We start from the raw sequence: 22,423 nt of genomic DNA, 5'->3' as shown, positions 1-22,423 counted from the left end.
TCCAATGCCAGTAACCCCCGTCGATCTGACCAACGCCAAAATCCTAATCACTGGCCCGACCGGGCAGGTGGCCCTGCCGGTGGTGGAGCACTTTGCGAAAATCGCCGATGTTTACGCGCTGGCACGATTTCGCAAAGCCGAGGACCGTGAGTTGATCGAGGGGCTGGGCGCGACCGTGCTGCAGGCCGATCTCGCCGATGCCGCGAGCCTCGCCGCAGTGCCGGAGGACTTCGATTACGTACTGAACTTTGCCGTGGTAAAAAGCGGTGACTTTGATTACGACCTCGCCGCCAACGCCGAGGGCGTCGGAAATTTGATGACCCGCTGGCAGCCGTGCCAAGGCGTTCCTGCATTTTTCCTCCACCGCTGTCTACGAGTACGTTGGCCAGGAGCCGCGCGCTGAAAATGCGCCGCTGGGCGACAATCACCGCGTGATGTTCCCCACCTACAGCATCTCCAAAATTGCCGCTGAAACCGTGTGCCGCTTCGTTGCGCATCAGCAAAAAATCCCCACCACCATCGCGCGACTGAGCGTGCCCTACGGCGATAATGGCGGCTGGATGTATTTCCATATGCTGATGATGCAGCAGGGCATGCCCATCGACCTGCACCCGGACAAGCCCAACTACTACAATCCCCTGCACGCCGATGACTACATAGAGAAGATTCCCTACCTGCTGGGTGCCGCAACAACGGATGTGACCACGACGAATTTCGGCGGCTCGCAGAAGGTCAGCATAGAGGAGTGGTGTGCCTACATTGGCGAGTTAACCGGCTTTGAGCCGACGTTCCAGGACAATCCCAAGGCCTTTGGCAGCTTGTGTATCGATACGGAAAAAATGCACTCGCTGATTGGTGAGACTCGGGTGGATTGGCGAGAGGGCGTGCGCCGGCAATTGCAGAATCTGGCGCCGGAGCTTCTGAAGTAAGTTCACTTTATTGGTGGGCGAGTTTTGGGTAGCTGGTTTGGTCCAGCGGCTTTAGTTCTTTGTGACCGTAGCGGGTCGTCGGCGAGCTGCCCCGGACTCGTCCAGCTTGCTCAACTGAAACGGCCATTCGCCACTGAACGAGTCCGGGGCAACTCGCCTCGCATCGTGCCGTTCAGATAGCAGTTTTAACTTTGGTGTTCTCCGATTCGAGTCTTTGCGGGAGACAGGTCCGGGTGCGAATATCTCGGCCTTCTGAGCGCCCGGGGCTGTCTCGCGCAAAGACGGTTCGCAGCGACCCGATGTGCGAGTTGTGCCAGATATGCGACAAGTCGGGCGTCTGCCTGTGTTTCTGGTGCTTTGAGAGATCGCGGTGGTTCGTCGGCGAACTGCCCCGGACTCGTCCAGCTTGCTCAACTGAAACGGCCATTCGCCACTGAACGAGTCCGGGGCAGCTCGCCTCGCATCGTGCCGTTCAGATAGCAGTTTTAACTTGGGTGTTCTCCGATTCGAGTCTTTGCGGGAGACAGGTCCGGGTGCGAATATCTCAGCCTTCTGAGCGCCCGGGGCTGTCTCGCGCAAAGACGGTTCGCAGCGACCAGATGACTTTCTGTTCACTGCGTTAATTGATCTACAACAAGCCCAAAATTCCATCCGGACTGCTATTATCTGGAACGCGAGTAAAGTCTCGCAGTCTGTGGTGATGAGGTAGAAATGGCAAAACTGACTTTTTTGGGTGCAGTGGAGGGCGTCACAGGTTCAGCGTATCTGCTGGAAACCGCCGGTGCCAAGGTGCTGTTGGATTGTGGCCTGTATCAGGGGCGGCGCGACGAAGAGCGGGAGAATGAAGAGCCGTTTACGTTCGATGTGCAGGCGCTGGATTGCGTTGTACTGTCCCACGCCCATTTGGACCACTCCGGACGGCTGCCGAAATTGTCGGCAGAGGGTTACAGCGGGCCGATCGTGATGACCAAGCCAACCAGCGATCTGCTGGAAGTGATGCTCAAGGATGCCGCTTCTTTGCAGCAGCGCGATGTGGAATGGGAGAATAAGCGCCGGCGCAGGTCGGGCAAGGAAGAGATCGAGCCGCTTTACACGCTGGAAGATGTGGAGCAGACGTTGTCGCAATGTGTCGGCTACAGTTATCGACAGCGCAGATCCGTGGCAGAGAATATCGATGTGTGCTTTCGCGATGCAGGGCACATACTCGGATCATCGATTGTAGAATTGTTTATCACAGAGCATGGTCAAGAGAAGAAACTGGTATTCTCGGGCGATCTTGGGAATAGCTGCGCCGCGCTGCTGGAAGACCCTGAAGTTGTCACTACGGCTGATGTTCTGTTGTTGGAATCAACCTACGGTGATCGTAATCATCGACCGATGGATGAAACGCTGGAGGAGTTCGAGCAGATCATTGAGGAGGCGTCGGAGAATGGCGGCAACATTCTGATTCCATCCTTCGCCGTGGGGCGCACGCAGGAAATTATTTTCCGACTCGGAGAGCTTTATCAGCGAGGTAAACTGCGGCAACAGGCTGTTTATCTCGACAGCCCGATGGCGATTGCTGTTACTGAGATCTATCATCGGTACCAGAATGTCTACAACGCCGAGGACGCCGAGGTCATCAATCGAGGGAAAAGCACTAGTCTGCATACCTTTTTGCCCGTTCTGCGATATTCGACAACCACTGCGGAGTCCATGGCGCTCAACAGGATAGAGTCCGGTGCTATCTTCATTGCAGGCAGCGGTATGTGTACCGGGGGGCGTATCCGGCATCATTTTAAGCACAATCTTTGGAAGAGCAACGCGCATGTCATCATCGTCGGTTACCAGTCTGTGGGTACGCCGGGGAGGGCGCTGGTAGATGGTGCTAAAGTATTTCGTATCGGTGGCGACGAGATTTCTGTGCGCGCAAAAATGCACACCATTGGTGGCTTTTCGGCGCATGCCAGCCAGTCACAGCTGTTCAGTTGGCTGAGCAATTTCGCCAAGGCCAGGCCCAGCCTCTACCTCGTGCACGGTGAGTTGGAAGCCAAAGAGGCATTCCGCGATTTTCTGTCTGACCAGGGTTGGGCGGCTGATATACCCGAGAAGGGTGAAGTGATCACGTTCTGACAGAAGTGCCGGTAAATAACAGGATGACAATCTGATGGTAGAGCCATTGAAACCAGTGAAGCCTGCCGCGGCTGGTTCGGGTGACTGCGATGCTATGCCCGCGGCACAAGCCAAAATCCAAAGTAACCAATCTCGTTCGTCGACATACAAGCTGGCCTATACCGATGAGGCTTTTATGTCGCGGGATGAACTCCTCTCAGTCAGGTTGCAACTGGAACTGCTCAAGCCGGATATCCTGCAGAATGAATATGGGGTTCATTCAACGGTGGTCATTTTCGGCAGTTCGCGGATTCCCGATTTCGACACCGCGACGCAACGCTTACAACATGCCAGAACCTGTCTGGCGGCCAATCCGGATGATGCCTTGTTGGCCCGTAAGGTAAAAGTAGCAGAGCGTATCATTTACAACAGTCGCTTCTATAACGAGGCGCGGGAACTGTCGCGGCTGATTACGGCCGATGCCCTGAGCGGCAGTCAGTCGGAGTTGACCGTTGTAACCGGAGGCGGGCCGGGCATCATGGAAGCGGCCAATCGCGGTGCGATGGATGCCGGTGGTAAGAGTATCGGACTCAATATCGTTTTGCCGTTCGAGCAGATACCCAACGCTTATGTCACACCGGAACTCTGTTTCCAGTTTCACTATTTCGCTATTCGCAAAATGCACTTTCTCAAACGCGCAAAGGCCCTTGTTGCCTGCCCCGGTGGCTTCGGCACCCTCGATGAACTGTTCGAGACCCTGACACTCATACAGACGCACAAAATGGCAGCGCTCCCCGTCTTGTTACTGGGGCGAGACTTCTGGCAACGCATCATCGATTTCCAGTCGTTGGTGGCGGAGGGCGTGATCGCAGAGGAGGACCTGTCACTGTTCCATATTGTCGATTCTGCAGAGGATGCCTGGACGATTATCGAAGCCAGTGTTCTGGCTGGCGATTCCTGTGGTGACGGGGCAGCGGATGCGAACTTTCCCTAGATTAGGTAAGAAGCGCCAGGTACGCTAGCAATAGCTAATCTAATGATGGTCGCGCACAGTTAACCCTGCGGTTTTACGCGTATATACTGCCGCAAGCAGAGTAAAGCGTGCGTCGTAGCGCACGGGGTATGTGATGAAGGTAAGTGACTATTTGACGCGCGATGAGATAGCGTACTTCACCGCAAAGAGCGACTGGCAGGCCGGCGCAATGGTACTGGGCAACTGGCTTTTTATTGCGGCTATATTTACCACGGTTGCGACATGGCCCAATGCGTTAACGATTGTGGCTGCGGTGATCCTGCTCGCGGGGCGGCAACTGGCGCTGTCGGTGCTGATGCACGACTGCGGACATCGCACGCTGTTTCGTTCGGCGCGCCTGAACGATGTGGTGGGTCAATGGCTTTGCGCCTTGCCGGTGATGAATGACCAGCCGTCCTATGCGCGCGGACATCTCGAGCACCACCGCAAGGCGGGCAGTCATGACGATCCCGATCTGCCCAATTACCAGGCCTACCCGATAACGCAGGAAAGCTTTCGCCGCAAGGCCATCCGCGATCTGACCGGCCAGACCGGATTTAAATTGATGTCCTATATCTTTCGCGGTGCATCGGGCGTAATCTCCAATGAAAAGCGCGCATCGGCGCTCCCCTTTGCACAGCAATTACTGGTACAACTGGTGTTATTGCTGATTCTGGCTGCCTTTGGAATCGCCTGGACTTACCTGCTGTGGGTGGTGGCCTATATGACGGTGTTCATGTTTATCATCCGCGTGAGACAGATAGCGGAGCACGCAGCAGTGCCAGATCTGTTTGATCCGGATTCACGTTTGAACACGCGTACGGTGGATGCACCCTGGTGGCAGCGCATCATCTTCGCCCCCTGTGGTGTGAATTTCCATATGGAGCACCACTTCATGGCGAGTGTGCCCTGCTATAAATTGAAAGCACTTCGGGCGCATCTGCGCAGTCGTGGGGCACTGGAAGCTGTGCCGGAGTTTCACGGCTACGGACAATTGCTGCGTCATGTTGTAGTGGCTTGACTACCGAACTGTAGTTTCAGTGGTCGAGAATTCTTCTTGTTTGCGTGCGAGTTTAGTTGAGCACTAGTGTAAGCGTTGTGCCATATTTGGGTTCTGAAGGACTTGCTATGCGCGATCATTCAAAGGAATTTGGCAATTCAATTGCCGCGGGTGTTGTTCCATTATTAATAGCTGATATGATTGGCGCAAACCGGCATGGCTCTACCGCAAATTGGAGTCGATCCACCCGGCCGCAGAGCTGGTTCGGGAAGGCTGCAACATGTGGAGAGCAAAACTCTACTGACGAGGCCGCTTAATAACAAATTGGCAGCAGGTGCGCATGGATCGTCTACACTCAAAGTGTACAGTTGGAATTCATAATATTCAGAGTGTAAGTACCAAGCAGCAAGATGTCTTTGCTGAAAATGTGTCTGTTCAATTGAGCATTTGTGCTGCCAGTTCGAAGAGAATCTCGATACCTGGGTTCTCGCCTTGTGAATGTTAGTAATGGAAGTCGTGATATGAAGTTAAAAATAGTTGTGCTGATATGCGCCTTGACTCTGGCAGCGACATCCTCAGCGGAGTCAGACGATCGCAGGTATGATGTTCTGCAGTTACCGGCCGTCCCCAGTGAACTGGCTACGACATCCCTTATTTACTCCATCAACAAGTTTGGTGACCGCTATTTCGCCACCGGGCAACATGGTCATATATTGTACTCGGATGATGGTGGCGAAAGCTGGGAACAGGCGGAAGTGCCTGTACGCAGCAGTATTCTCGATGTCGATTTTCCCACTTCGGAGCTGGGTTGGGCAGTAGGGCATGAAGGCGTGATACTGCACTCGAGTGACGGCGGAAAAAGCTGGGTTAAGCAATACGATGGCCTGCGCTACGGTAAGGAAGGTCTGGAGTACTATCAGGCGATGGCGAAAGCCGATCCCGAGAACGAGGAGCTGCCTTACCTGGTTGAAGAAATGGAATTTGCGATTTCCCAGGGTGCCGACAAACCGCTATTCAGAGTGTCATTTCCCACCAAAGATCACGGTTATGCGCTGGGTGCCTATGGCATGACGCTTGAAACTGAAAATGGCGGCAAGAATTGGGTTCCCGTTCTGGAGAACATCGAGAACGACGGCTTCTACCATATATTTGATTTTGCACCACTGCCGCAAAGCGGTAAGTTTTTTGCCAGTGGAGAGGCCGGCCTGTTGTTGTCTATCGACATCAATGAGGAGATCGCCAGAAGGGTTGAAAACGTCCCCTGGGAAGGGAGTTTCTTTACCATCATCGATGCCGAGGACGGCAGTTTGGTGATGGGCGGTTTGCGCGGCAATATGTTTCGCACTGACGATGTGGGTGTCACCTGGGAAACTGTGAAAAAACCTCCCACCAGTGCCATCGTCGATTCCACACGGCTGTCGGACGGTCGCCTCGTGGCGGTCGGTATTGGTGGCGAGGTATTGGTGAGCGAGAACAACGGGGTCAGTTTTGCCAACGTTCCTGTATCAGGCGGTGGGCAGCTCTATACCAGTAGCGGCTATATCTACGCGGTTGCAGAAGGCCCGGACAACACGCTTTTGTTAGGTGGTCCTAACGGTATTCGCAAAGTCAAGCTGCCGAAATAACAGAATTTGGAGAATAAGTAATGGCCCACTCAACCCAGTCAGACCTGCCGGTTATAGGCAACCTCAGGGATTTTGACGATCAGTCCGGTACTTTTCTTGAGAAGCTGGTATTTAACCACCGCGGCATCGTATTGGTGTTGTGCACTTTGGTGACGCTTGTTCTCGGTTATCAGGCTACAAAGATACAGCTACAGGCCGGCTTTGAGAAAACACTGCCCAAGGCGCACGAATACGTGCTTAATTATCAGGCTAACCAGAACGGCCTGAAGGGGCTTGGCAACAACCTGCGTATCGTTGTCGCTGTGAAGGAAGGCAATATATTTACGCCCGACAACCTGCGCTACCTCGAACAAGTCAGCGATGAGATATTCTTCGTCCCCGGAGTTGATCGCAACGGGATGAAGTCCTTGTTTACGCCGAACACGCGGTGGCGGGTAGTGACCGAGGAAGGCTTTGAGGGCGGGCCTGTTATTCCAGGTGATTACGATCCCGATTCACCGAGGTCTATTGCGGAAATTCAGCTAAATATGGTGCGCGCCGGTATCCTCGGCGATCTGGTTTCAAATGACCTGAAGTCGATGACGATCATCGTACCGCTACTGGATAAAAATCCGGAGACCGGTGAGCGTCTCGATTATGCAGAGCTCAGTGAAAAACTGGAAGATGTCCGCACGCGCTTCACCGCTGATGATCCCGACAAATCGATTCATATTATCGGTTTCGCGAAGCTGGTGGGTGACCTCATAGACGGTCTGTTCGCCGTAATGGGGTTCTTTGCGATAGCCGTCGTAATCGCGACCTTACTGCTTTACTGGTACACGCGCTGTATCCGGTCTACCGTCATGGTGATTTTCATTACGCTGGTGGCGGTGGTCTGGCAGTTGGGCATTCTATCGTGGCTGGGTTATGAGTTGGATCCTTTCTCCATTCTGGTGCCGTTTCTGGTTTTTGCTATCGGTGTCAGCCATGGTGCGCAGAAGCTCAATGGCGTGATTCAGGATATCGGTCGCGGTACGCACCGTTATATCGCTGCACGCTACACCTTCAGGCGACTGTTCCTGGCGGGTGTGACCGCGCTGCTGTCCGACGGTGTCGGGTTTGCAGTACTGATGATTATCCAGATTCAGGTGATTCAGGATCTGGCCATCACCGCGAGTATCGGTGTGGTGGTGCTCATTTTCACCAACCTGATTCTGATTCCCGTTGCACTGTCCTATACCGGTGTCGGTAAAAAATGCGCTGCACTTGCCAGTCGAGAAGTGAAGAGTGCGGAGGATATGCACGTGCTCTGGCGCTTCCTGCTGTCCTTTACCAAAAAGGGACCTGCGGCGGCAGCAATTATCGTGGGCTTTTTGATGGCGGCCGGCGGCTTCTATGTCGCGCAGGACCTCGCCATTGGTGATCTCGACCCCGGCGCTCCGGAATTACGGGCAGATTCCAGGTACAACAGGGATGTCGCCTTCATGATCGAGAATTACTCCGTCAGCACCGACGTCTTCGCCGTAATCGTGAAGACGGAAGAAAACGGGTGTATCGATCACGAGGGGCTTAGCCTGGCGAATGAACTCGAATGGCGGATGCGCCAACTCGAGGGTGTTGAGGATGTCGGCGGCCTGAATATCCGCACGCGGCAGATCATGATGGGCCTCAATGAGGGCTTCCCGAAATGGGAGGCGCTGTTCCGCAACCAGGATACGATCAACTACTCTGTGACAGAACTGGCTAATCTGGATTATGTCGATCCCGGCTGTTCGATCTGGCCAATGCCAATTTATCTGTCTGATCACAAGGCGGAAACGCTCACCCAGGTGGTCGATACACTGGAACAGTTCAATGAAGAGTGGCCCAGCGCCGATATTCAATTCCTCGGTGCGGCGGGTAGCGCCGGCTTTGAAGCGGCGACCAACATCATCGTGAAGAAAGCCAATACGGAAATGCTGTTTTACGTCTATGGCGCAGTGATATTGCTGTGTCTGCTGACGTTCCGTTCGGTTCCCGGTGTAATCTGCGCCGTGCTGCCACTGATGCTTACCTCGATACTGTGTGAGGCGCTGATGGTGTGGCTGGGCATTGGCGTCAAAGTTGCGACTCTGCCCGTCATTGCGCTTGGCGTGGGTATCGGTGTTGACTACGCGCTGTATGTATTGACTGTCATTCTGGCGAAAACACGCGAGGGCACGGATCTCACCACTGCCTATTACGAAACTCTGAACTTCACCGGTCGCGTTGTGGCATTGATTGGTGTGACTCTGGCTGCCGGTGTTGTCACATGGTCTCTGTCACCGATCAAGTTTCAGGCTGATATGGGCATACTGCTCACCTTCATGTTTATCTGGAACATGTTTGGCGCGCTGATCCTGATGCCGGCCTTGGCGGTATTTTTGATCAAGCCCAAGGATGTCTCGCAGTCGGCGTGAGACCGGTTTTTAGCATGTCGATGAGGGACGCTTGCTCGACGCGCGACTGAAACAGGCGTGAATAGGACGGCCATCATATCCATTTGATGGCCGTTTTTGTATGAGTGGCTGCCTGGCTCGTATCTATTGATAGAAGGAAAATTCAGAACATGTACCGTTGTATCTACAAGGCACTGGCGACAGGCGTAATGGCTTTGGCGTTGGCGGTGCCCAGTGCACTGGGCGCTGATGTTAAAGATAGCCTGAGCGTGGTTTCGGGCACCAATAGTAGCGCCGCCGCATCGCAGAAAAAAATAGATGCGTTGTCTACTGAAACCCGAGCGCTGCTGGAGGAGTACCGCCGGCTGCAGGATGGAGTTGAGTATCAGGCAGCCTATACACGGGAACTGGAAGGACTGGAGCAGGCGCAGCGTAAACAGATCGACGACTTGCAGCGTCAGATAGCGCAGGCGTCTATTACTCGCCAGAGAATCGTACCGCTGATGCGCAGCATGGCCGACGCGCTGGAGAAATTTGTCGTGTTGGATCTGCCTTTCCATCATGAGGAGCGCATCAACGGTGTGCTGCTGCTAAAGCGGCGCCTGAATGAGGCCGACTTGTCGGTGTCGGCGAAGTTTCGTTTGCTGCTGGAAGCGTATCAGCTGGAACAGGGTTATGGCACAGACATCGAGGCCTGGCGTGGGCCACTGGAGTGGCAGGGGGAGGAACTTTCCGTTGAATTCCTGCGAATTGGCAGGGTGGCACTGTATTTCCAATCGCTCGATGGGGTGAGCAGTGGTTATTGGAGTCCTGAACAGGAGCAGTGGCTCCCGCTGGCATCGGAATTCAATCGAGAGATCGCGCAGGCTCTGCGTGTCGCCCGGAATCAGATAGCGCCGCAGCTGTTGCAGATGCCGATGATGGCGCCGGGAGATCCATCGTGAAGCCCGCTTTAAGGGTAGTGTTGGCCGCGTGCCTCTGGGTGGGCCTGTCTCAGCCGATGATCCTGTCGGCTCAGGACGCCGTGCCACCGCAGCAGCAGATTACCGATCTAAACCAGTTGCTGGAATCTGTGCGTGAGGCACAGAGACAACAGCAGGCGCGCAATGCCGAGCGGGAACAGCGCTTCCTGCGCGACAAGCGGCAACAGCAGGAATTACTGACGCAGGCCCGGCGCGAATTTGAACGCAACAAGCAGCAAAACCAGCCGCTGCTGGCTGTCACTGAATCCAACGCAGCGGAAATCGAGCGGCTGCAAACGCAACTGCAGGAGTCTGTTCAGGAAATGGGGGATCTGGCCAGTACGTTCCGGGAGTTCTCCGGCGATTTTTCGGCGGTGTTGCAGGACTCCATGATCAGCGCCCAGTTTCCCCAGCGACGCGAGCAACTGCGTGCACTGGCTTCAGCTACGACGCACCCCAGCATTGATGAAATTCAGGCGCTCTGGGTATTGCTGCAGGAGGAGATGACAGAGGCCGCTCAGATTGCATCATTTGAAACGCCGGTGGTGCAAGTAAATGGCAGCGCTGCAGTGCGCAAAGTTTTGCGCATCGGACCATTCTCCGCGTTTAGCGATGGGGAGTTTCTGCGTTTTGTGCCCGAGACCGGTGAACTACTGGTCCTGAGTCGGCAACCTGCCGCCCGTTTTCGCGAGGCTGCCCGCCGGTTCGCAGAGCAGCCCGGTGAGGTGTCATCGATTACTGTTGACCCGAGTCGGGGGAGCTTGCTGGGTATGCTGAGTTACACACCGAGTCTGCGCGAACGCATCGACCAGGGTGGGACCATCGGTCTCATTATTATCGGCCTCGGCACGCTGGGTATGTTGATGGCCTGTTGGCGGGGTGTGTATCTGGGCGCCGTTTACTTTCGTATCCGCAGTCAGTTGGTAAATTTGTCGGCCCCCAAAAGGACAAACCCGCTGGGCCGGGTGCTGAAGTCGGTCGAGGGTATCGATATACACGATGAAGAACTGCTGCAATTGAAGCTGGATGAAGCAGTGCTGGCTGAAATGCCGGCACTGGAACGGGGCAATGGTGTGATTAAACTGCTGGCGGCAACATCGCCACTGCTGGGTCTGCTGGGAACGGTGACGGGAATGATTCTGACCTTTCAGGCCATCAGCCTGTTCGGGACTGGCGATCCTAAGTTGATGGCCGGTGGTATCTCGCAGGCGCTGGTGACCACCGTGCTGGGGCTGGTGGTGGCTATTCCGCTGCTGTTCAGCCACAGTGTTATCGCCTACCTGTCGCGCTCAATGATCCAGCGCCTCGACGAACAATGTGCGGGTGTTCTCGCCAGAAGTGCCGAAGAGCAGGAGCGCGCACGGTGAACGCACTCCTCTCTGTCGCCAATGCAGTACTGGACCTTATCGATCAGGGCGGACCGGTATTGTGGGTGATCTTCGCGACCTGTTTATTGTTGTGGCTGTTGATTCTGGAGCGCTTGTGGTTTGTGCGCGTCACCTGGCCCGCGCGTGCAACGCATTGGATCGAACAGTGGAACAGTCGAGAAGATCGTATTTCCTGGCGTGCTAAAAGCATTCGTGAGTCCATTATTTCTGAAGTAAAACTGGAGCTGCGGGCAATGTTGCCGTTTATCCAGATGCTGGTGGCACTTTGTCCGCTGCTGGGTTTGCTGGGCACGGTGGTAGGAATGATCGGTGTGTTTGAGGTGATTGCCATCAGCGGCAACGACGATGCGCAGGCAATGGCACGCGGTATCTATCGCGCCACTATCCCCACGATGGCAGGTCTGGTGGTTGCACTCACAGGTATTTATTTTACCGTGCGACTGCGGCGGCTTGCCGATCGCGAAGCGGCGAAATTGCAGGACAATCTTGTTGCTCACGATAGCGCAGGCACAGGAGTAGAGACATGAGTGCCCGACGTCACATTCCGGTTGAGGAGGAGACGGAGCTGGACATGACGCCGATGCTCGACATCGTCTTCATCATGCTGATCTTCTTCATCGTCACAACATCCTTCGTCAAGGAGTCCGGTGTGACGGTAAACACGCCGCAGGCGGCAACGGCGGCGAATCAGGAAAACGCCAATATATTTGTCGCGATAACCGACGCCGGTGAAGTGTGGGTCGACCGCCGCCCGGTAGATCCCCGCTCCGTTCGCGCCATCGTCGCGCGGTTGCACGCTGACAACCCCGAGGGCTCCGTAATAATTCAATCGGATGCCGAAGCCGCCACTGGCCTACTGGTCGATATCATGGATCAGGTACGCCTGGCTGGTGTCGAGGGTATCGCCATCGCCGCCGATAAGCGTGTGGAGTAATCGGGGTTCCCACGATGCGACTGATTCCCGCCCTGTTTGGTGCACTGCTGATTACACTGGCGGTTTTCCTGTTCATGCACAGCCTCATCCAGCGCGGTAAAGACGAGGGCGTACCGGTGGTGGTCTACAACGATGTGCAGATCGTGCAGCAGCAAGAGGATGAACCACCGCCGCAGGAACAGGCACCCGAAGCGGAACCGGAAACGGTGGATGAGCCGACCATGGAGCCACTTGCCGTAGAGACCGTTAGCCCGGCAGCACCTGTACCTGCAGATACACTGGAAATTCCCGCACTCGAGATGGCGGCAGGGGATATTGATATCGCGTCCGCGGGCAGGCGCTGGAGTGCGCCGCTTGGTGGGGGCGGGGGCGAGGTTGTAGTCGGAGGCCAGGATGCCCAGGGCTATATCGAGGTTGTCCCCTTCGACACGCGCAGGCCGAATGTGCCGGAGGTCGCCTGGCAGAATAAAATCGACGGCTGGGTGCTGGTGGCATTTTCGGTTACATCCCAGGGCAGAACGCGCGATGTGCGTGTCCTCGACGCCAGTCCACGAGGCGTTTTCGAAGAGAAAGTAATCGCGGCGGTCGAGGATTGGACCTACCGCATCAGTTTCTCCGGCGAACTTAAAGGCGATGTGATACTGACGCAGAAAGTGGAAGTGAAGTGGCAGAACTACCCACAGAATTTACCGAATGTTGACTGAGAAAATGCGTACCTGCATAGCAGCGATATCAAGTATCGGCCTTCTCTGGTTGGCAGGCGCCTCCGGTGCTGCAAACGCCGATGAAGGCCAGTACCGCAGCAAGGTGCTGATAACACCGAATGCGGGCGATTGGGCCAAGGGCGCAGAGCTGTCTATCGAGGAACTGGAACAGCAACTGGGCAGCATTGAGGAGTCTTACGCCCGATCCAGTGCCGGTCGGCATCTGGCGCGGCACTACGTCGAGCTTAAGCAGTACGACAAGGCGATCGAGTTTTATCAGCAGGCGCTGGCCGCAGAAGGGTTGTCGGACGTGGCCAACCGCGAGATGTTGCGCGAGTTGGCGCAGGTCTACCTGCTGAAAAAGGACTACGCGGCTGCGGCGCAAACGCTGCAGCGCGTGCTTTCGATCGACCTGGTGCCAGAGATCGGGGATTTCCTGTTGCTGGCTCGTGCACAGCATCACTTGGGCAAGTACGTCGCGGTTGTCGCTGCGCTGGATGGTATTCAAAAGGCCGGGCTGTCGATGGATGCGGATCAGATGCAGCAGGCGCTGGCACTGTATTATCATGCAGGTGCCTTTGCGCAGTGCGAGGTGCTGCTCAGTCGCCTGCTGGAGTTGCAGCCGAATAATGCGCAGAACTGGCATTTGCTGGCGTCTGTGTACTTGCAGCAGAACAAAAAGAAACAGGCCCTGGATCAACTCACTTTGGCACGCGACAAGGGCGTGCCCTTCACCGAGCGGGATCTCCTGTTGCTGGCCAGCCTGCACGCGGCCAACAACAACCCCTTTAGTGCGGCAGAGGTGCTGGAGGATGCGCTGGCGACGCAGGCGGTGCCGCAGACTGCCACAACATATCGCCGGTTATTCGAGTTCTGGTTGCAGGCAAGAGAGCAGGAGAGGGCGCGCAAGGCACTACAGCAGGCCGCGCGCTTGAGCGGTGATATCGATCTGTACCTGTACCTCGCCCAGTTACAGATGGAGGAGCAGGATTTTGACAATATGTACCAGACCATGTTGCAGGCCTGCGGCAAGCCGCTGCCAGATAAATACGTCGGGCGCGCCAATTTGCTGTTGGGTGTCAGCCAGCTAAAGCTGGGCGATAAGGCAGCTGCGCGGCGCTCGTTTATCAACGCCACGCTGATCGGGGGTGTCAACGCTCAGGCCGCACAGTGGCTTCGTTTTATGAACGGGGCACCCGCTACCGAAGACGAGATCAGCGGGATAGAGGGGATATGCTACGGCGCTAATGATAAACCGCTGCAGGCTGCCGATACGCCGGTAAAAAGCAATGTTGAAACCCCGGTTGATTCCGCTGTGACGGATGGCCCTTCCAATGCATTTGAAATCAAAACCGTCGCCCCGATGTCGCTGTTCTATCTGCAGTCCTCAAAGCCGCTGGAGGAAACAATGGCCTCGCTCAAGGGCACTCTGATCAAGCTTTACGTGAGCCTCGCCAAATCCGGTGGCAGTGCTGATGGTCCGTTGCAGATCATTTTGACCGGTGATCCGCGCAGTGAGGCCGGTGTTGAAGTAGAACTGGGCGCGCCATTTCGCGGCTCTATCGGTGGCAGCGGCCGCTTTGGGGTCCGCACAACGCAGCCCTTCAAATGCGCCTCGCAGGTTTTTGAAGGAAAGGGAGAGGCGCTGGCCGCCGCGCTTGCGCAGTTGGCCGAGGCGGTGAAGGAGGCGCAGCTTGAGTTTACCGGGGAGACGCGTATCGTTGTTCCCCAAAGTAACAGTGCGGATACACTGACGGCAGAGTTGCAGATTGGTATCCGTTAATGTACAAGCGGTATAGATAGTGGCCGTGACTAATTTACGCAGATAGTACACATTTTTCGCATTGGACATGAGGAGAATGTGCTGTAGTATTCGATGTGAAAATAGAGGCTGAAGCACCGCACTGAAGCCCGTCAGCCAGTAAAAAGGGTAGCCCGGTATCTCGTATACCCGCCCTCTATAACTCTAAAATGGATGGTCAAAAGATGAAGAAATTGCTCGCCGTTTCGGTTCTCGCTACTGCTACCGCTGCCAGCATGCAGGCGCAGGCATTCAAGTTCGATACACCCAGCGATTGGGATATTCGCTGGGACAACACCATCAAGGGTAACTTGATGATGCGGGTCGAGGATATGGATCCTTCTGTCTATGATCCAAGTCGAACAAGAGCCGATGGTGGCCCGAACCCCACTGCAGCCGGCATCGCAGATGACGCTGATTTTTCGGTGAAGCAGGGCCACTTTGTCAGCCAGCGGGTTGACCTGCTGTCTGAGATGGACGTGGTGTGGAAAGATACATTGGGCTTCAGAGTCAGCGGCGCAGGATGGTATGACTTTGCCTACGATGGCAGCGCCTACCCCAGTAATGGCATTAATAAAGCCGGTCGCGAACCTTACTCCACATTCGCGTATTTGACTGTTCAGCCCGGCGAATACAACGACGCGGCGAAAGACCTGCACTACCGCGGCGGTGAGTTGCTAGACGCCTTCGTTTTTGCAAACTTTGACATCTCTGAAAATGTTTCAGCCAACGTCCGCGCGGGCCGTCACACGATCTACTGGGGCCAAAGCCTTTTGTCTACCGGCGCAATACACGGCTTTGCTGGCTCCATGGCGGCGCTTGACCTCGCCAAAGGTCTGGGTACTCCGGGTAGTGAGGCCAAAGAGCTGTTCATTCCCAACAACAAGATTTCCACGACGTTTCAGATCTCTGGTGGCTGGAGTATCAGTGCCTACTATGCGCTGGGCTTTGAGCCATTGCGATGGCCGGCATCAGGTACATACTTCAGCCTGAATGAGCTCCTGACAGAGAACTCTGAGTGTCTTACTGCGGCTGCGAATATTGCTGGCCCCAATACCCGCGGTTGTTTCAGGTCAATTGACTACAAGAGCAAGGATTCCGGCGACTGGGGTATCAACGTGGGCTACTACATCGAGCCCTTGGACCTGGAAGTTTCAGCTATCTACATGAATGCCACAGACAGGCTCACCAGTGGCCTCTACTCTGCAGGTGGTGTCACACCGGGTATGATATCGGAAGCGGCTGATACCAACGCCACGTTGTTGGGTCTCTACGGTTGGGTTTACAAGGAAGATATCGACGTATTCGGTTTGTCTTTCTCCAAGCAGATGTGGGATATAAGCTGGGGTGCGGATATTGTCGTTCGTTTGAACAACGCGCTTAACCCCGACCTCACCGCGAGCCTGGGTGCTTCCTACGCCTCGGCAGCAGATGTGGACACCAACGGCAATTACCCTGGGCCGACGGGTGATACTGCACACATCGTGATCAATGGTCTCGGCTTCCTCGATGGGGAGTGGGGATTGTGGGATGGCGGTACGTATCTCGCGGAACTGACGATGTCACAACTGCTCGATTTTGGTGATTTCGAAGAGAAGGCGAATAGCTACATCAAGGATGATAACTTCTGCTCCCATATCGGCGGCGTGTTCAAGCCTACCTGGTACCAGGTTCGTCCGGGCTGGGATTTCAGTGCACTGGGTAGTGTTAGCTACGCCATCAGCTGTAAGCAGGCACCAAACTCAGCTGGTGGTAACGCGAAAGTCGGTAACGCCAGTATCGGTGGCTCTATCGATATTGACCAGGTATGGAATATCGCGCTGAACTACAATATGTACTACGGCCCGCAGAAGCAGGGTACTGCAGCGTTCATCAAGGACAGGGACAATATTGCCTTGACCGTCAAACGTACCTTCTAAGTACCAGGCTTAATTAAGCGTGTTCGGTGGCCGCTCTCTTTCGGGGAGCGGCCATTGTCGTTTTCAGCCCAACTGTTATTTGATGCTCGCCTTATAGGCTTTCAGCGCTTTGGCTGTGGTGGGCACACCTGTCTCGTAATACAGTTTCATTGAGACTGCCACATCACTGATGGTGGCCTGCACAAAGCCGGCCATCTTGCGCCCCAGCCATGCGCCCAGTCGTCCCCAGGGCATGTCGTAACTAAGGCTGGTGGTGAGACTGGTCTGCCCATCGCCTGCGTCCTCCAGTGCGTACCGGAACCAGGCATCCTTGAACGGCGGGGCAGGTTTTTCTCCGCGGTGAAGGTGGATCAGAAAGCCACTGCCTTCCTGCCATTCCTCTACGGTTTCCTGGATAAAACTTTTCTGGTTGCGGTAGACGTAGCGGCTGGCACTAACGCCCTCTGTCTGTTCGCTGACAATCTCGGTTTTCACGATACCCGGTACATAGTGATGGGCTAGAGAGATATCGCGGAGTTTTGCCCATGCTTGCGCGCGTGGCAGATCGATAAGAACCTGTGCGTGGACTTCCTGAGTCATATTATTTCCCCTGCGCCGCCGCCCGTTTAGGGCGCTGCGTCATTGTGTTACCGAAGTCTGATTAGTCGTGGACAATTCTACCAGTGATTGTTCGCTGTGGGTCCCCAGCGTAGCGAGGGTCGTTGTGGGCTCGGTCTAGGAGGGCTTGTTGTCCTCTTCCCTGAGTTTCACCGGGCCAAATTGTTCGGGAAACTTCCCGACCATGCCGAAATAGAAATCCCGAAAATACTGCATATCATTGTGCATATTATCGGTGACGCAAAGGGCCGGCCCAAAGCCACCGCGCTTTGTGCCGTAGTCGAGAAAAGACGGTACGATCGGCACGCCCGCCTGACGGGCAATATGATAGAACCCGGACTTCCAATAATCAGATTTTTCCCGCGTGCCCTCGGTCGGGACCACCAGCACCAGGTGGGGCACTGTGTCAAAGGCTGCGACCATTGCCGACACCACATTCTGGTTCTTGTTGCGGATGATCGGCATGCCGCCCATTGCACGCATGATCCAGCCCATGGGTGGGAAGAACAGACTGTGCTTCGCCATCCATGTCACCTTGATATCGAATGCGGCAGCGAACATCAACATCAGAGGGAAGTCCCAGTTTGAAGTGTGTGGTGCTGCAATCAGCACGTAGTGGTCGTACTGCGGGCGAGCGCCGGACAGCTGCCAACCAGTGAGGCGCAGCAACCAGCGCGCTAGGCGTTTTTTCATCTGTGAGTCTTATCGGAAGGAGAGTAGGTGTTACCGTTGCTCTGTGCGATAGGGATGGCGTGTACCGGGTGCTCCAGTGCGCCGCATAACTGCAGCGCACATTATAGAGCATAATAATGCGGTATAGGAGATATCCTGCAAGAAGTTGCGAGGCCACGTTACGGGCTGGGATATGCTGACTTTCAATCCTGGCCTGATCAGGTCGGCAGAGCTACGGCGATCTTTGGGCCAGCGAATGGGGCTGGTCGCAATCCGCTGGGCAAGCGTGAGGATGGCGTTGCCTTGCCTTGCCGCTAGCGCGAAGGCAGGGATGCTTGCAGCGCTTCTATAAAACGGATGCGGAACAAGCGGTCATTGTCGCGGTACCAGCACTGTGCGTTGTCGCCGAGTTGTTGCCGCGTCTTCGCGTCCATCGCAATTATCCCCTGAATCTTTCGCTCCAGATCAGTGGGATCCACATAGTAGTTAGCGCCCGATCGCTGCGTTACCGTTCTATTGTAGTCTACAAGAACACCGCGCTCGCGGGTGATCAACTCGTTCATCGGTGGGGCGTTGGTGGTGAGGGTTAATGCGCCACAGCTCATCGCCTCGGCAATGCAATGTCCAAAGCCCTCGGACTCGGAGGGGCAAAGGTGAACGGCATGATTGTTCTGCAGTGTCTGCAGCTCGGCATCATTCAGGCGCTTCAGAATGTGTGTGATATTCGGGGCAGCCACAGGAGCAACCTTCGCTTGATTGTAGGTTCTGGCATTTTGCACCACGGTCAGCATCGGCCATTCGGGGTGTTGCTGCCAGAGCTTGATCAATGGCGCTGTGCCTTTCTGCCAGCTGCGCCCTGCAATGTGCAAAAACGTGATGCCTTCAGAGCCAGGGTGTTGAGGATCGCAGCGATCATCGCTGGTGAAGCCGATGAATCTGACTGTGCAGCCGAATTGGGAAAATGTCTGCTGCGCCTCGCGTGTTTTGCACAGTACACTATCAATGCCCTGCAGATAGCGGCGCTGGTTATCCTTGAACCACTCAGGGTTGGGGATAAACAGATTGGCGCTGGCGTACTTAAAGAACCCGGGGGTGATATCCTCGAGAAAGAGGTTTATATCATAGTCTGCGGCAGCCAGTTCCCTGCCATGAAAACGCAGCTGCAACTGGTTGCGGGCTCGGTGGACAATCCGGCGGCGGTTGATGCGGGCCTGCTCGCGGGGCGCGCCGTTCAGTGAGACCTGAAACCGGTCGGCCGGCAGGACATCCACCAGCGTATCGATGTCTCTACTGAGGCCGCCGCCATTGTGCCAGCAGACAATATTGATTCGCATCATAACGGTTCTTCTTTAAGTGGTTGCCGCCTTTTGCTGCTCTTTTTGTTGTGTAAACCACAGCTCTGCATAGTGCCCGCGTTGCTCCAGTAGTTGATCGTGCGTACCCTGTTCAACCACCTGACCCTGGTCGAGTACGACGATCTTGTCCGCGTCTATGATAGTCGAGAGGCGGTGTGCGATCACCAGGCTGGTATGTCCTTTGGCGACTTCCCTCAGCGCGTTTAATATCGCCTGTTCCGATTTGCTGTCAAGCGAGGATGTGGCTTCGTCGAACACCAGTATCGGCGAGCGCTTGAGAATCGTACGGGCAATCGCCACACGCTGCTTTTCGCCCCCTGACAGTTTCAGGCCGCGCTCGCCGACCATGGTAGCGTGCCCGTCCGGCAGTCGGCTGATGAACTCGTCCAGATGCGCCATACGGATAGCTTCGATGACTTCGGCGTCGCTGGCCTCGGGGTTGCCGTAGCGTACGTTTTCGAACACCGTATCATTAAACAGTACGGTATCCTGAGGCACGATACCAATCGCGCGGCGCAGAGAGCGTTTGCTGACGTCGCTGATATTTATCCCGTCGATGCTAATACTGCCGCCATCGAGATCGTAAAAGCGGAACAGCAGTTTAACCAGCGTGGATTTTCCCGCACCGCTGGCACCCACCACCGCGACTTTTTCTCCGCTGGCGATAGTAAAGGATACCCCGCGTAAAATCTCTCGGTCTGGCCGGTATGAAAACGATACATCGCAGAACTCAATAGTCGCAGAAACAGATAGCAGCTCGTGAGCGTGTGCCTTGTCATTCACACTGGGCTGCACATCGAGTAACTGCAGCATTTTTTCGATATTGGCCATGGAGCCCTTGATCTCTCGGTATACAAACCCCAGGAAATTCAGCGGTAGGAACAACTGAATCATAAACGCGTTGATCAGTACGAAGTCCCCGATAGTCATGCTGCCTGCAGCCACCCGGTGGGCCGCCAGCCACATCATGCTGGTCATGGCCAGCGCGATGATCAGTGCCTGCCCACCGTTGAGTGAGAACAGCGAGAGACGATTTTTGCGCCGCGCCAGCTCCCATTTTGCCAATTCGTAATCGTATCGCTCCGCTTCAAACTTCTCGTTGGTAAAGTACTTGACCGTTTCAAAGTTCAGCAGCGAATCCACGGCCCGGGTGTTGCTGGATGAATCGGCCATATTCGCCTCGCGAACAAATTTGGTGCGCCACTCGGTCGCCACCACTGAATACCCCGTGTACAGAATTACTGCCACCAGCGTAATCAGGGCAAAGCCCCAGCCGTAGTTGTACAGAAAAATGCCCACGACCATAAATATCTCGATAAACGTCGGCACTATATTGAAGACGAAAAAGCGCATCAGAAAACTGATGCCGGTGGTGCCGCGCTCAATATCGCGCGACAGCCCGCCGGTGCGGCGATTGAGATGGAAGTCGAGATCAAGGTTGTGTAGGTGCTGAAACACCTCCAGCCCTATTTTGCGCATCGCTCGCTCGGTGACGCGGCCAAAAACTGTGTCGCGCAGTTCGCCAAACAAGACATTGGCGAAACGCGCTAAGCCATAGGCGAACACTAGTGCAATGGGGGCGGCTATGACCTGGGACTTTTCCGAGTCTAGCGCATCGACAATATGTTTGAGGATAAACGGGCCGACGACACTGCCCAATTTGGCGAGAACCAGAAAGCCCAGAGCAAGCAGTACACGGTTGCGGTACTCCATCAGATAGGGCCATATCATGCGGATGATATGCCAGTTTATTTTCTGGTTGGGCTCGTTTTCATAGTCGCCGTGGTTCATAGGGTTGCTTGTTCAAGCTATCGATGGTCCCTATGGTACACGGAAGTCGCCCTGGCTACCTTCACTCAGGCTGCAACAGGGGGATTTATGCGGTGGGGTTAGCCCAGAACATCGCGCAGCTGGCGATGCATATTTTGTACGCCAGGTTCATTGCGGCCGATCAGTACTTTGCGCGGTATGCCCGCCTTCAGCCCGCGATTGACCTTGTCCACCAGCGAGTAATCCTCGGCGACGGCTACGTCGTTGATCATCTGGAAGTATTCCTCGTACTCCTGGCGCTGCTCCGGTGTCGCCGGCTCCTGTGGCAGAAACATACTGTGATAAACGACACTGCGATCGGGCGCTATGGGATAGACGCGCCAGGTCTGGAAGTGGTCTGCCACGACGAAGATTACGGTGTTGGGGAAAATATAGTTTACGTAGGAACTGTATTCCATCGGCTTCCAGTCACTTTCGGGAATAGCCTTCAGGTCGTTGATAGCCAGCGCGGGTGAGCCCATGGAGTGATTGCGCCCGTACTGTCGGTAGCTGGCGATATTGCTGTACGCCATGGTGGCGATAGTATTGGGGTGCAGAAACTCAAAGTGATAGTACTCGTGGAAGGTGTCCATATTCAGCTTCCAGCTGAAATCGGTAAACACCTGCTTCGCGCCCAGATAATAGGATTCGTCAAAGCCGAAACCGGACAGGCGCTCCTGAATTCCACCCAGTACCTCATCGATGTCAAACGTCAACTCGGGGTTGGGCATCACAAAAATCATGCCGTGCTTTTCCTGCACGTCAAGCGGGCGCAGGCCGAGCGCATCCCTGTCTATCGTGTCAAAGCCCTCTTTGCCAAAGGGTACACCCACCAGTTTCCCCTGCAGGTCATAGCTCCAGCCATGGTAGGGGCAGGAAAACATGCGGCCTTTTTTCGCCTTGCCGTGGTCGCGTTCATTGAGCGGGGCGCCCCGGTGTGAGCAGATGTTCACAAACGCCTTCAGGCTTTTGTCCGGCTGGCGCACGATGAGTATTGGCACGCCGGTATCATCAAACGCAAAGTAGTCGCCCGATTCTGGCACCACGCAGCTGGGTCCGACAAACTGCGGGTAGTTGCGTATCAATTCAAGCTTTTCACGTTCGAACAACGCCGGATCGGTGTATTCGTCGACATCGATTTCCATCACGCTATCTGCCAGGGTCGTGGTGTTACGGGACACCAGATCGATCAGCACTTTGATCTCTTCTACCAGTTGTTGCCGTTGCAT

Annotated in this window: 19 protein-coding genes; 14 read left to right on the top strand and 5 right to left on the bottom strand. The window is 55.2% G+C overall.

The features are described 5' to 3' along the window. Positions 1-4: 4 nt before the first annotated feature. The 14 genes from AC0L6S_RS07785 (at position 5) to AC0L6S_RS07720 (ending at position 16,761) form a co-directional block, all read left to right on the top strand. Positions 5-403, top strand: a complete 399-nt coding sequence (locus tag AC0L6S_RS07785; protein WP_473427862.1) for an NmrA family NAD(P)-binding protein — start codon at positions 5-7, stop codon at positions 401-403. Further along, positions 348-929 carry an NAD-dependent epimerase/dehydratase family protein gene (locus tag AC0L6S_RS07780; RefSeq protein ID WP_473428569.1) on the top strand — a complete coding sequence of 194 codons (582 nt, stop codon included), beginning with the start codon at positions 348-350 and terminating at the stop codon, positions 927-929. Before AC0L6S_RS07785 ends, AC0L6S_RS07780 begins: the two co-directional genes overlap by 56 nt. 711 nt (positions 930-1,640) lie before the next feature. Beyond that, complete coding sequence (locus tag AC0L6S_RS07775; protein WP_473427861.1) at positions 1,641-3,041, top strand: MBL fold metallo-hydrolase RNA specificity domain-containing protein; 1,401 nt, start codon at positions 1,641-1,643, stop codon at positions 3,039-3,041. Positions 3,042-3,135: 94 nt separating this feature from the next. Next, positions 3,136-4,014: an LOG family protein gene (locus AC0L6S_RS07770; protein WP_473427860.1), complete on the top strand. Its 879-nt coding sequence runs from the start codon at positions 3,136-3,138 to the stop codon at positions 4,012-4,014. Between the two features lie 133 nt (positions 4,015-4,147). Further along, positions 4,148-5,053, top strand: a complete 906-nt coding sequence (locus tag AC0L6S_RS07765) for a fatty acid desaturase family protein (protein ID WP_473427859.1) — start codon at positions 4,148-4,150, stop codon at positions 5,051-5,053. A gap of 500 nt (positions 5,054-5,553) precedes the next feature. Further along, entirely contained in the window at positions 5,554-6,657 is a 1,104-nt protein-coding gene (locus tag AC0L6S_RS07760; protein ID WP_473427858.1) for a WD40/YVTN/BNR-like repeat-containing protein, read from the top strand. Between the two features lie 20 nt (positions 6,658-6,677). Continuing rightward, on the top strand, positions 6,678-9,074 hold the full coding sequence (locus AC0L6S_RS07755) for an efflux RND transporter permease subunit (protein WP_473427857.1): 2,397 nt from the start codon (positions 6,678-6,680) through the stop codon (positions 9,072-9,074). A gap of 149 nt (positions 9,075-9,223) precedes the next feature. After that, entirely contained in the window at positions 9,224-9,997 is a 774-nt protein-coding gene (locus AC0L6S_RS07750) for a DUF3450 domain-containing protein (RefSeq protein WP_473427856.1), read from the top strand. Further along, positions 9,994-11,382: a MotA/TolQ/ExbB proton channel family protein gene (locus AC0L6S_RS07745; RefSeq protein WP_473427855.1), complete on the top strand. Its 1,389-nt coding sequence runs from the start codon at positions 9,994-9,996 to the stop codon at positions 11,380-11,382. Before AC0L6S_RS07750 ends, AC0L6S_RS07745 begins: the two co-directional genes overlap by 4 nt. Then, a complete protein-coding gene (locus AC0L6S_RS07740) occupies positions 11,379-11,930 on the top strand; it encodes a MotA/TolQ/ExbB proton channel family protein (protein ID WP_473427854.1) in 552 nt (183 codons plus the stop codon). Before AC0L6S_RS07745 ends, AC0L6S_RS07740 begins: the two co-directional genes overlap by 4 nt. Continuing rightward, the gene (locus tag AC0L6S_RS07735) at positions 11,927-12,337 is read left to right on the top strand and encodes an ExbD/TolR family protein (protein WP_473427853.1); all 411 of its coding nucleotides are present in this window, start codon (positions 11,927-11,929) and stop codon (positions 12,335-12,337) included. The genes AC0L6S_RS07740 and AC0L6S_RS07735 overlap by 4 nt, the downstream gene beginning before the upstream one ends. Before the next feature lie 14 nt (positions 12,338-12,351). Further along, positions 12,352-13,041 (top strand): TonB family protein, encoded by a 690-nt coding sequence (locus AC0L6S_RS07730; protein WP_473427852.1) that lies wholly within the window; start codon positions 12,352-12,354, stop codon positions 13,039-13,041. Beyond that, complete coding sequence (locus tag AC0L6S_RS07725; protein WP_473427851.1) at positions 13,031-14,824, top strand: tetratricopeptide repeat protein; 1,794 nt, start codon at positions 13,031-13,033, stop codon at positions 14,822-14,824. Before AC0L6S_RS07730 ends, AC0L6S_RS07725 begins: the two co-directional genes overlap by 11 nt. A 203-nt stretch (positions 14,825-15,027) precedes the next feature. After that, positions 15,028-16,761, top strand: coding sequence for a DUF1302 domain-containing protein (locus tag AC0L6S_RS07720; RefSeq protein WP_473427850.1), 1,734 nt, complete (start codon positions 15,028-15,030; stop codon positions 16,759-16,761). Between the two features lie 75 nt (positions 16,762-16,836). On the opposite strand, the gene AC0L6S_RS07715 is transcribed toward AC0L6S_RS07720, so the two are convergent. The 5 genes from AC0L6S_RS07715 to AC0L6S_RS07695 all read right to left on the bottom strand — a co-directional run bounded on the left by AC0L6S_RS07715 (position 16,837) and on the right by AC0L6S_RS07695 (position 22,423). Then, on the bottom strand, positions 16,837-17,340 hold the full coding sequence (locus AC0L6S_RS07715) for an SRPBCC family protein (RefSeq protein ID WP_473427849.1): 504 nt from the start codon (positions 17,338-17,340) through the stop codon (positions 16,837-16,839). Between the two features lie 135 nt (positions 17,341-17,475). Continuing rightward, complete coding sequence (locus AC0L6S_RS07710) at positions 17,476-18,051, bottom strand: lysophospholipid acyltransferase family protein (RefSeq protein WP_473427848.1); 576 nt, start codon at positions 18,049-18,051, stop codon at positions 17,476-17,478. Positions 18,052-18,344: 293 nt separating this feature from the next. After that, positions 18,345-19,367 carry a glycosyltransferase family 4 protein gene (locus AC0L6S_RS07705; RefSeq protein WP_473427847.1) on the bottom strand — a complete coding sequence of 341 codons (1,023 nt, stop codon included), beginning with the start codon at positions 19,365-19,367 and terminating at the stop codon, positions 18,345-18,347. A 12-nt stretch (positions 19,368-19,379) separates the two neighbouring features. Continuing rightward, the gene (locus AC0L6S_RS07700; RefSeq protein ID WP_473427846.1) at positions 19,380-21,176 is read right to left on the bottom strand and encodes an ABCB family ABC transporter ATP-binding protein/permease; all 1,797 of its coding nucleotides are present in this window, start codon (positions 21,174-21,176) and stop codon (positions 19,380-19,382) included. Between the two features lie 98 nt (positions 21,177-21,274). Beyond that, a complete protein-coding gene (locus AC0L6S_RS07695) occupies positions 21,275-22,423 on the bottom strand; it encodes an aromatic ring-hydroxylating oxygenase subunit alpha (protein WP_473427845.1) in 1,149 nt (382 codons plus the stop codon).

The organism is Halioglobus sp. D3-4, from assembly GCF_055809315.1.
This window is presented reverse-complemented; position numbering and strand designations above follow the sequence as displayed.

Excerpts from the sequence above, each read along its gene's own strand:
- AC0L6S_RS07735 (WP_473427853.1), top strand. The coding sequence starts at position 11,927 with ATGAGTGCCCGACGTCACATTCCGGTTGAGGAGGAGACGGAGCTGGAC.
- AC0L6S_RS07695 (WP_473427845.1), bottom strand. The coding sequence starts at position 22,423 with ATGCAACGGCAACAACTGGTAGAAGAGATCAAAGTGCTGATCGATCTG.
- AC0L6S_RS07765 (WP_473427859.1), top strand. The coding sequence starts at position 4,148 with ATGAAGGTAAGTGACTATTTGACGCGCGATGAGATAGCGTACTTCACC.
- AC0L6S_RS07710 (WP_473427848.1), bottom strand. The coding sequence starts at position 18,051 with ATGAAAAAACGCCTAGCGCGCTGGTTGCTGCGCCTCACTGGTTGGCAG.
- AC0L6S_RS07770 (WP_473427860.1), top strand. The coding sequence starts at position 3,136 with ATGCCCGCGGCACAAGCCAAAATCCAAAGTAACCAATCTCGTTCGTCG.
- AC0L6S_RS07705 (WP_473427847.1), bottom strand. The coding sequence starts at position 19,367 with ATGATGCGAATCAATATTGTCTGCTGGCACAATGGCGGCGGCCTCAGT.
- AC0L6S_RS07700 (WP_473427846.1), bottom strand. The coding sequence starts at position 21,176 with ATGAACCACGGCGACTATGAAAACGAGCCCAACCAGAAAATAAACTGG.
- AC0L6S_RS07785 (WP_473427862.1), top strand. The coding sequence starts at position 5 with ATGCCAGTAACCCCCGTCGATCTGACCAACGCCAAAATCCTAATCACT.
- AC0L6S_RS07775 (WP_473427861.1), top strand. The coding sequence starts at position 1,641 with ATGGCAAAACTGACTTTTTTGGGTGCAGTGGAGGGCGTCACAGGTTCA.
- AC0L6S_RS07730 (WP_473427852.1), top strand. The coding sequence starts at position 12,352 with ATGCGACTGATTCCCGCCCTGTTTGGTGCACTGCTGATTACACTGGCG.
- AC0L6S_RS07725 (WP_473427851.1), top strand. The coding sequence starts at position 13,031 with ATGTTGACTGAGAAAATGCGTACCTGCATAGCAGCGATATCAAGTATC.
- AC0L6S_RS07760 (WP_473427858.1), top strand. The coding sequence starts at position 5,554 with ATGAAGTTAAAAATAGTTGTGCTGATATGCGCCTTGACTCTGGCAGCG.
- AC0L6S_RS07715 (WP_473427849.1), bottom strand. The coding sequence starts at position 17,340 with ATGACTCAGGAAGTCCACGCACAGGTTCTTATCGATCTGCCACGCGCG.
- AC0L6S_RS07755 (WP_473427857.1), top strand. The coding sequence starts at position 6,678 with ATGGCCCACTCAACCCAGTCAGACCTGCCGGTTATAGGCAACCTCAGG.
- AC0L6S_RS07750 (WP_473427856.1), top strand. The coding sequence starts at position 9,224 with ATGTACCGTTGTATCTACAAGGCACTGGCGACAGGCGTAATGGCTTTG.
- AC0L6S_RS07720 (WP_473427850.1), top strand. The coding sequence starts at position 15,028 with ATGAAGAAATTGCTCGCCGTTTCGGTTCTCGCTACTGCTACCGCTGCC.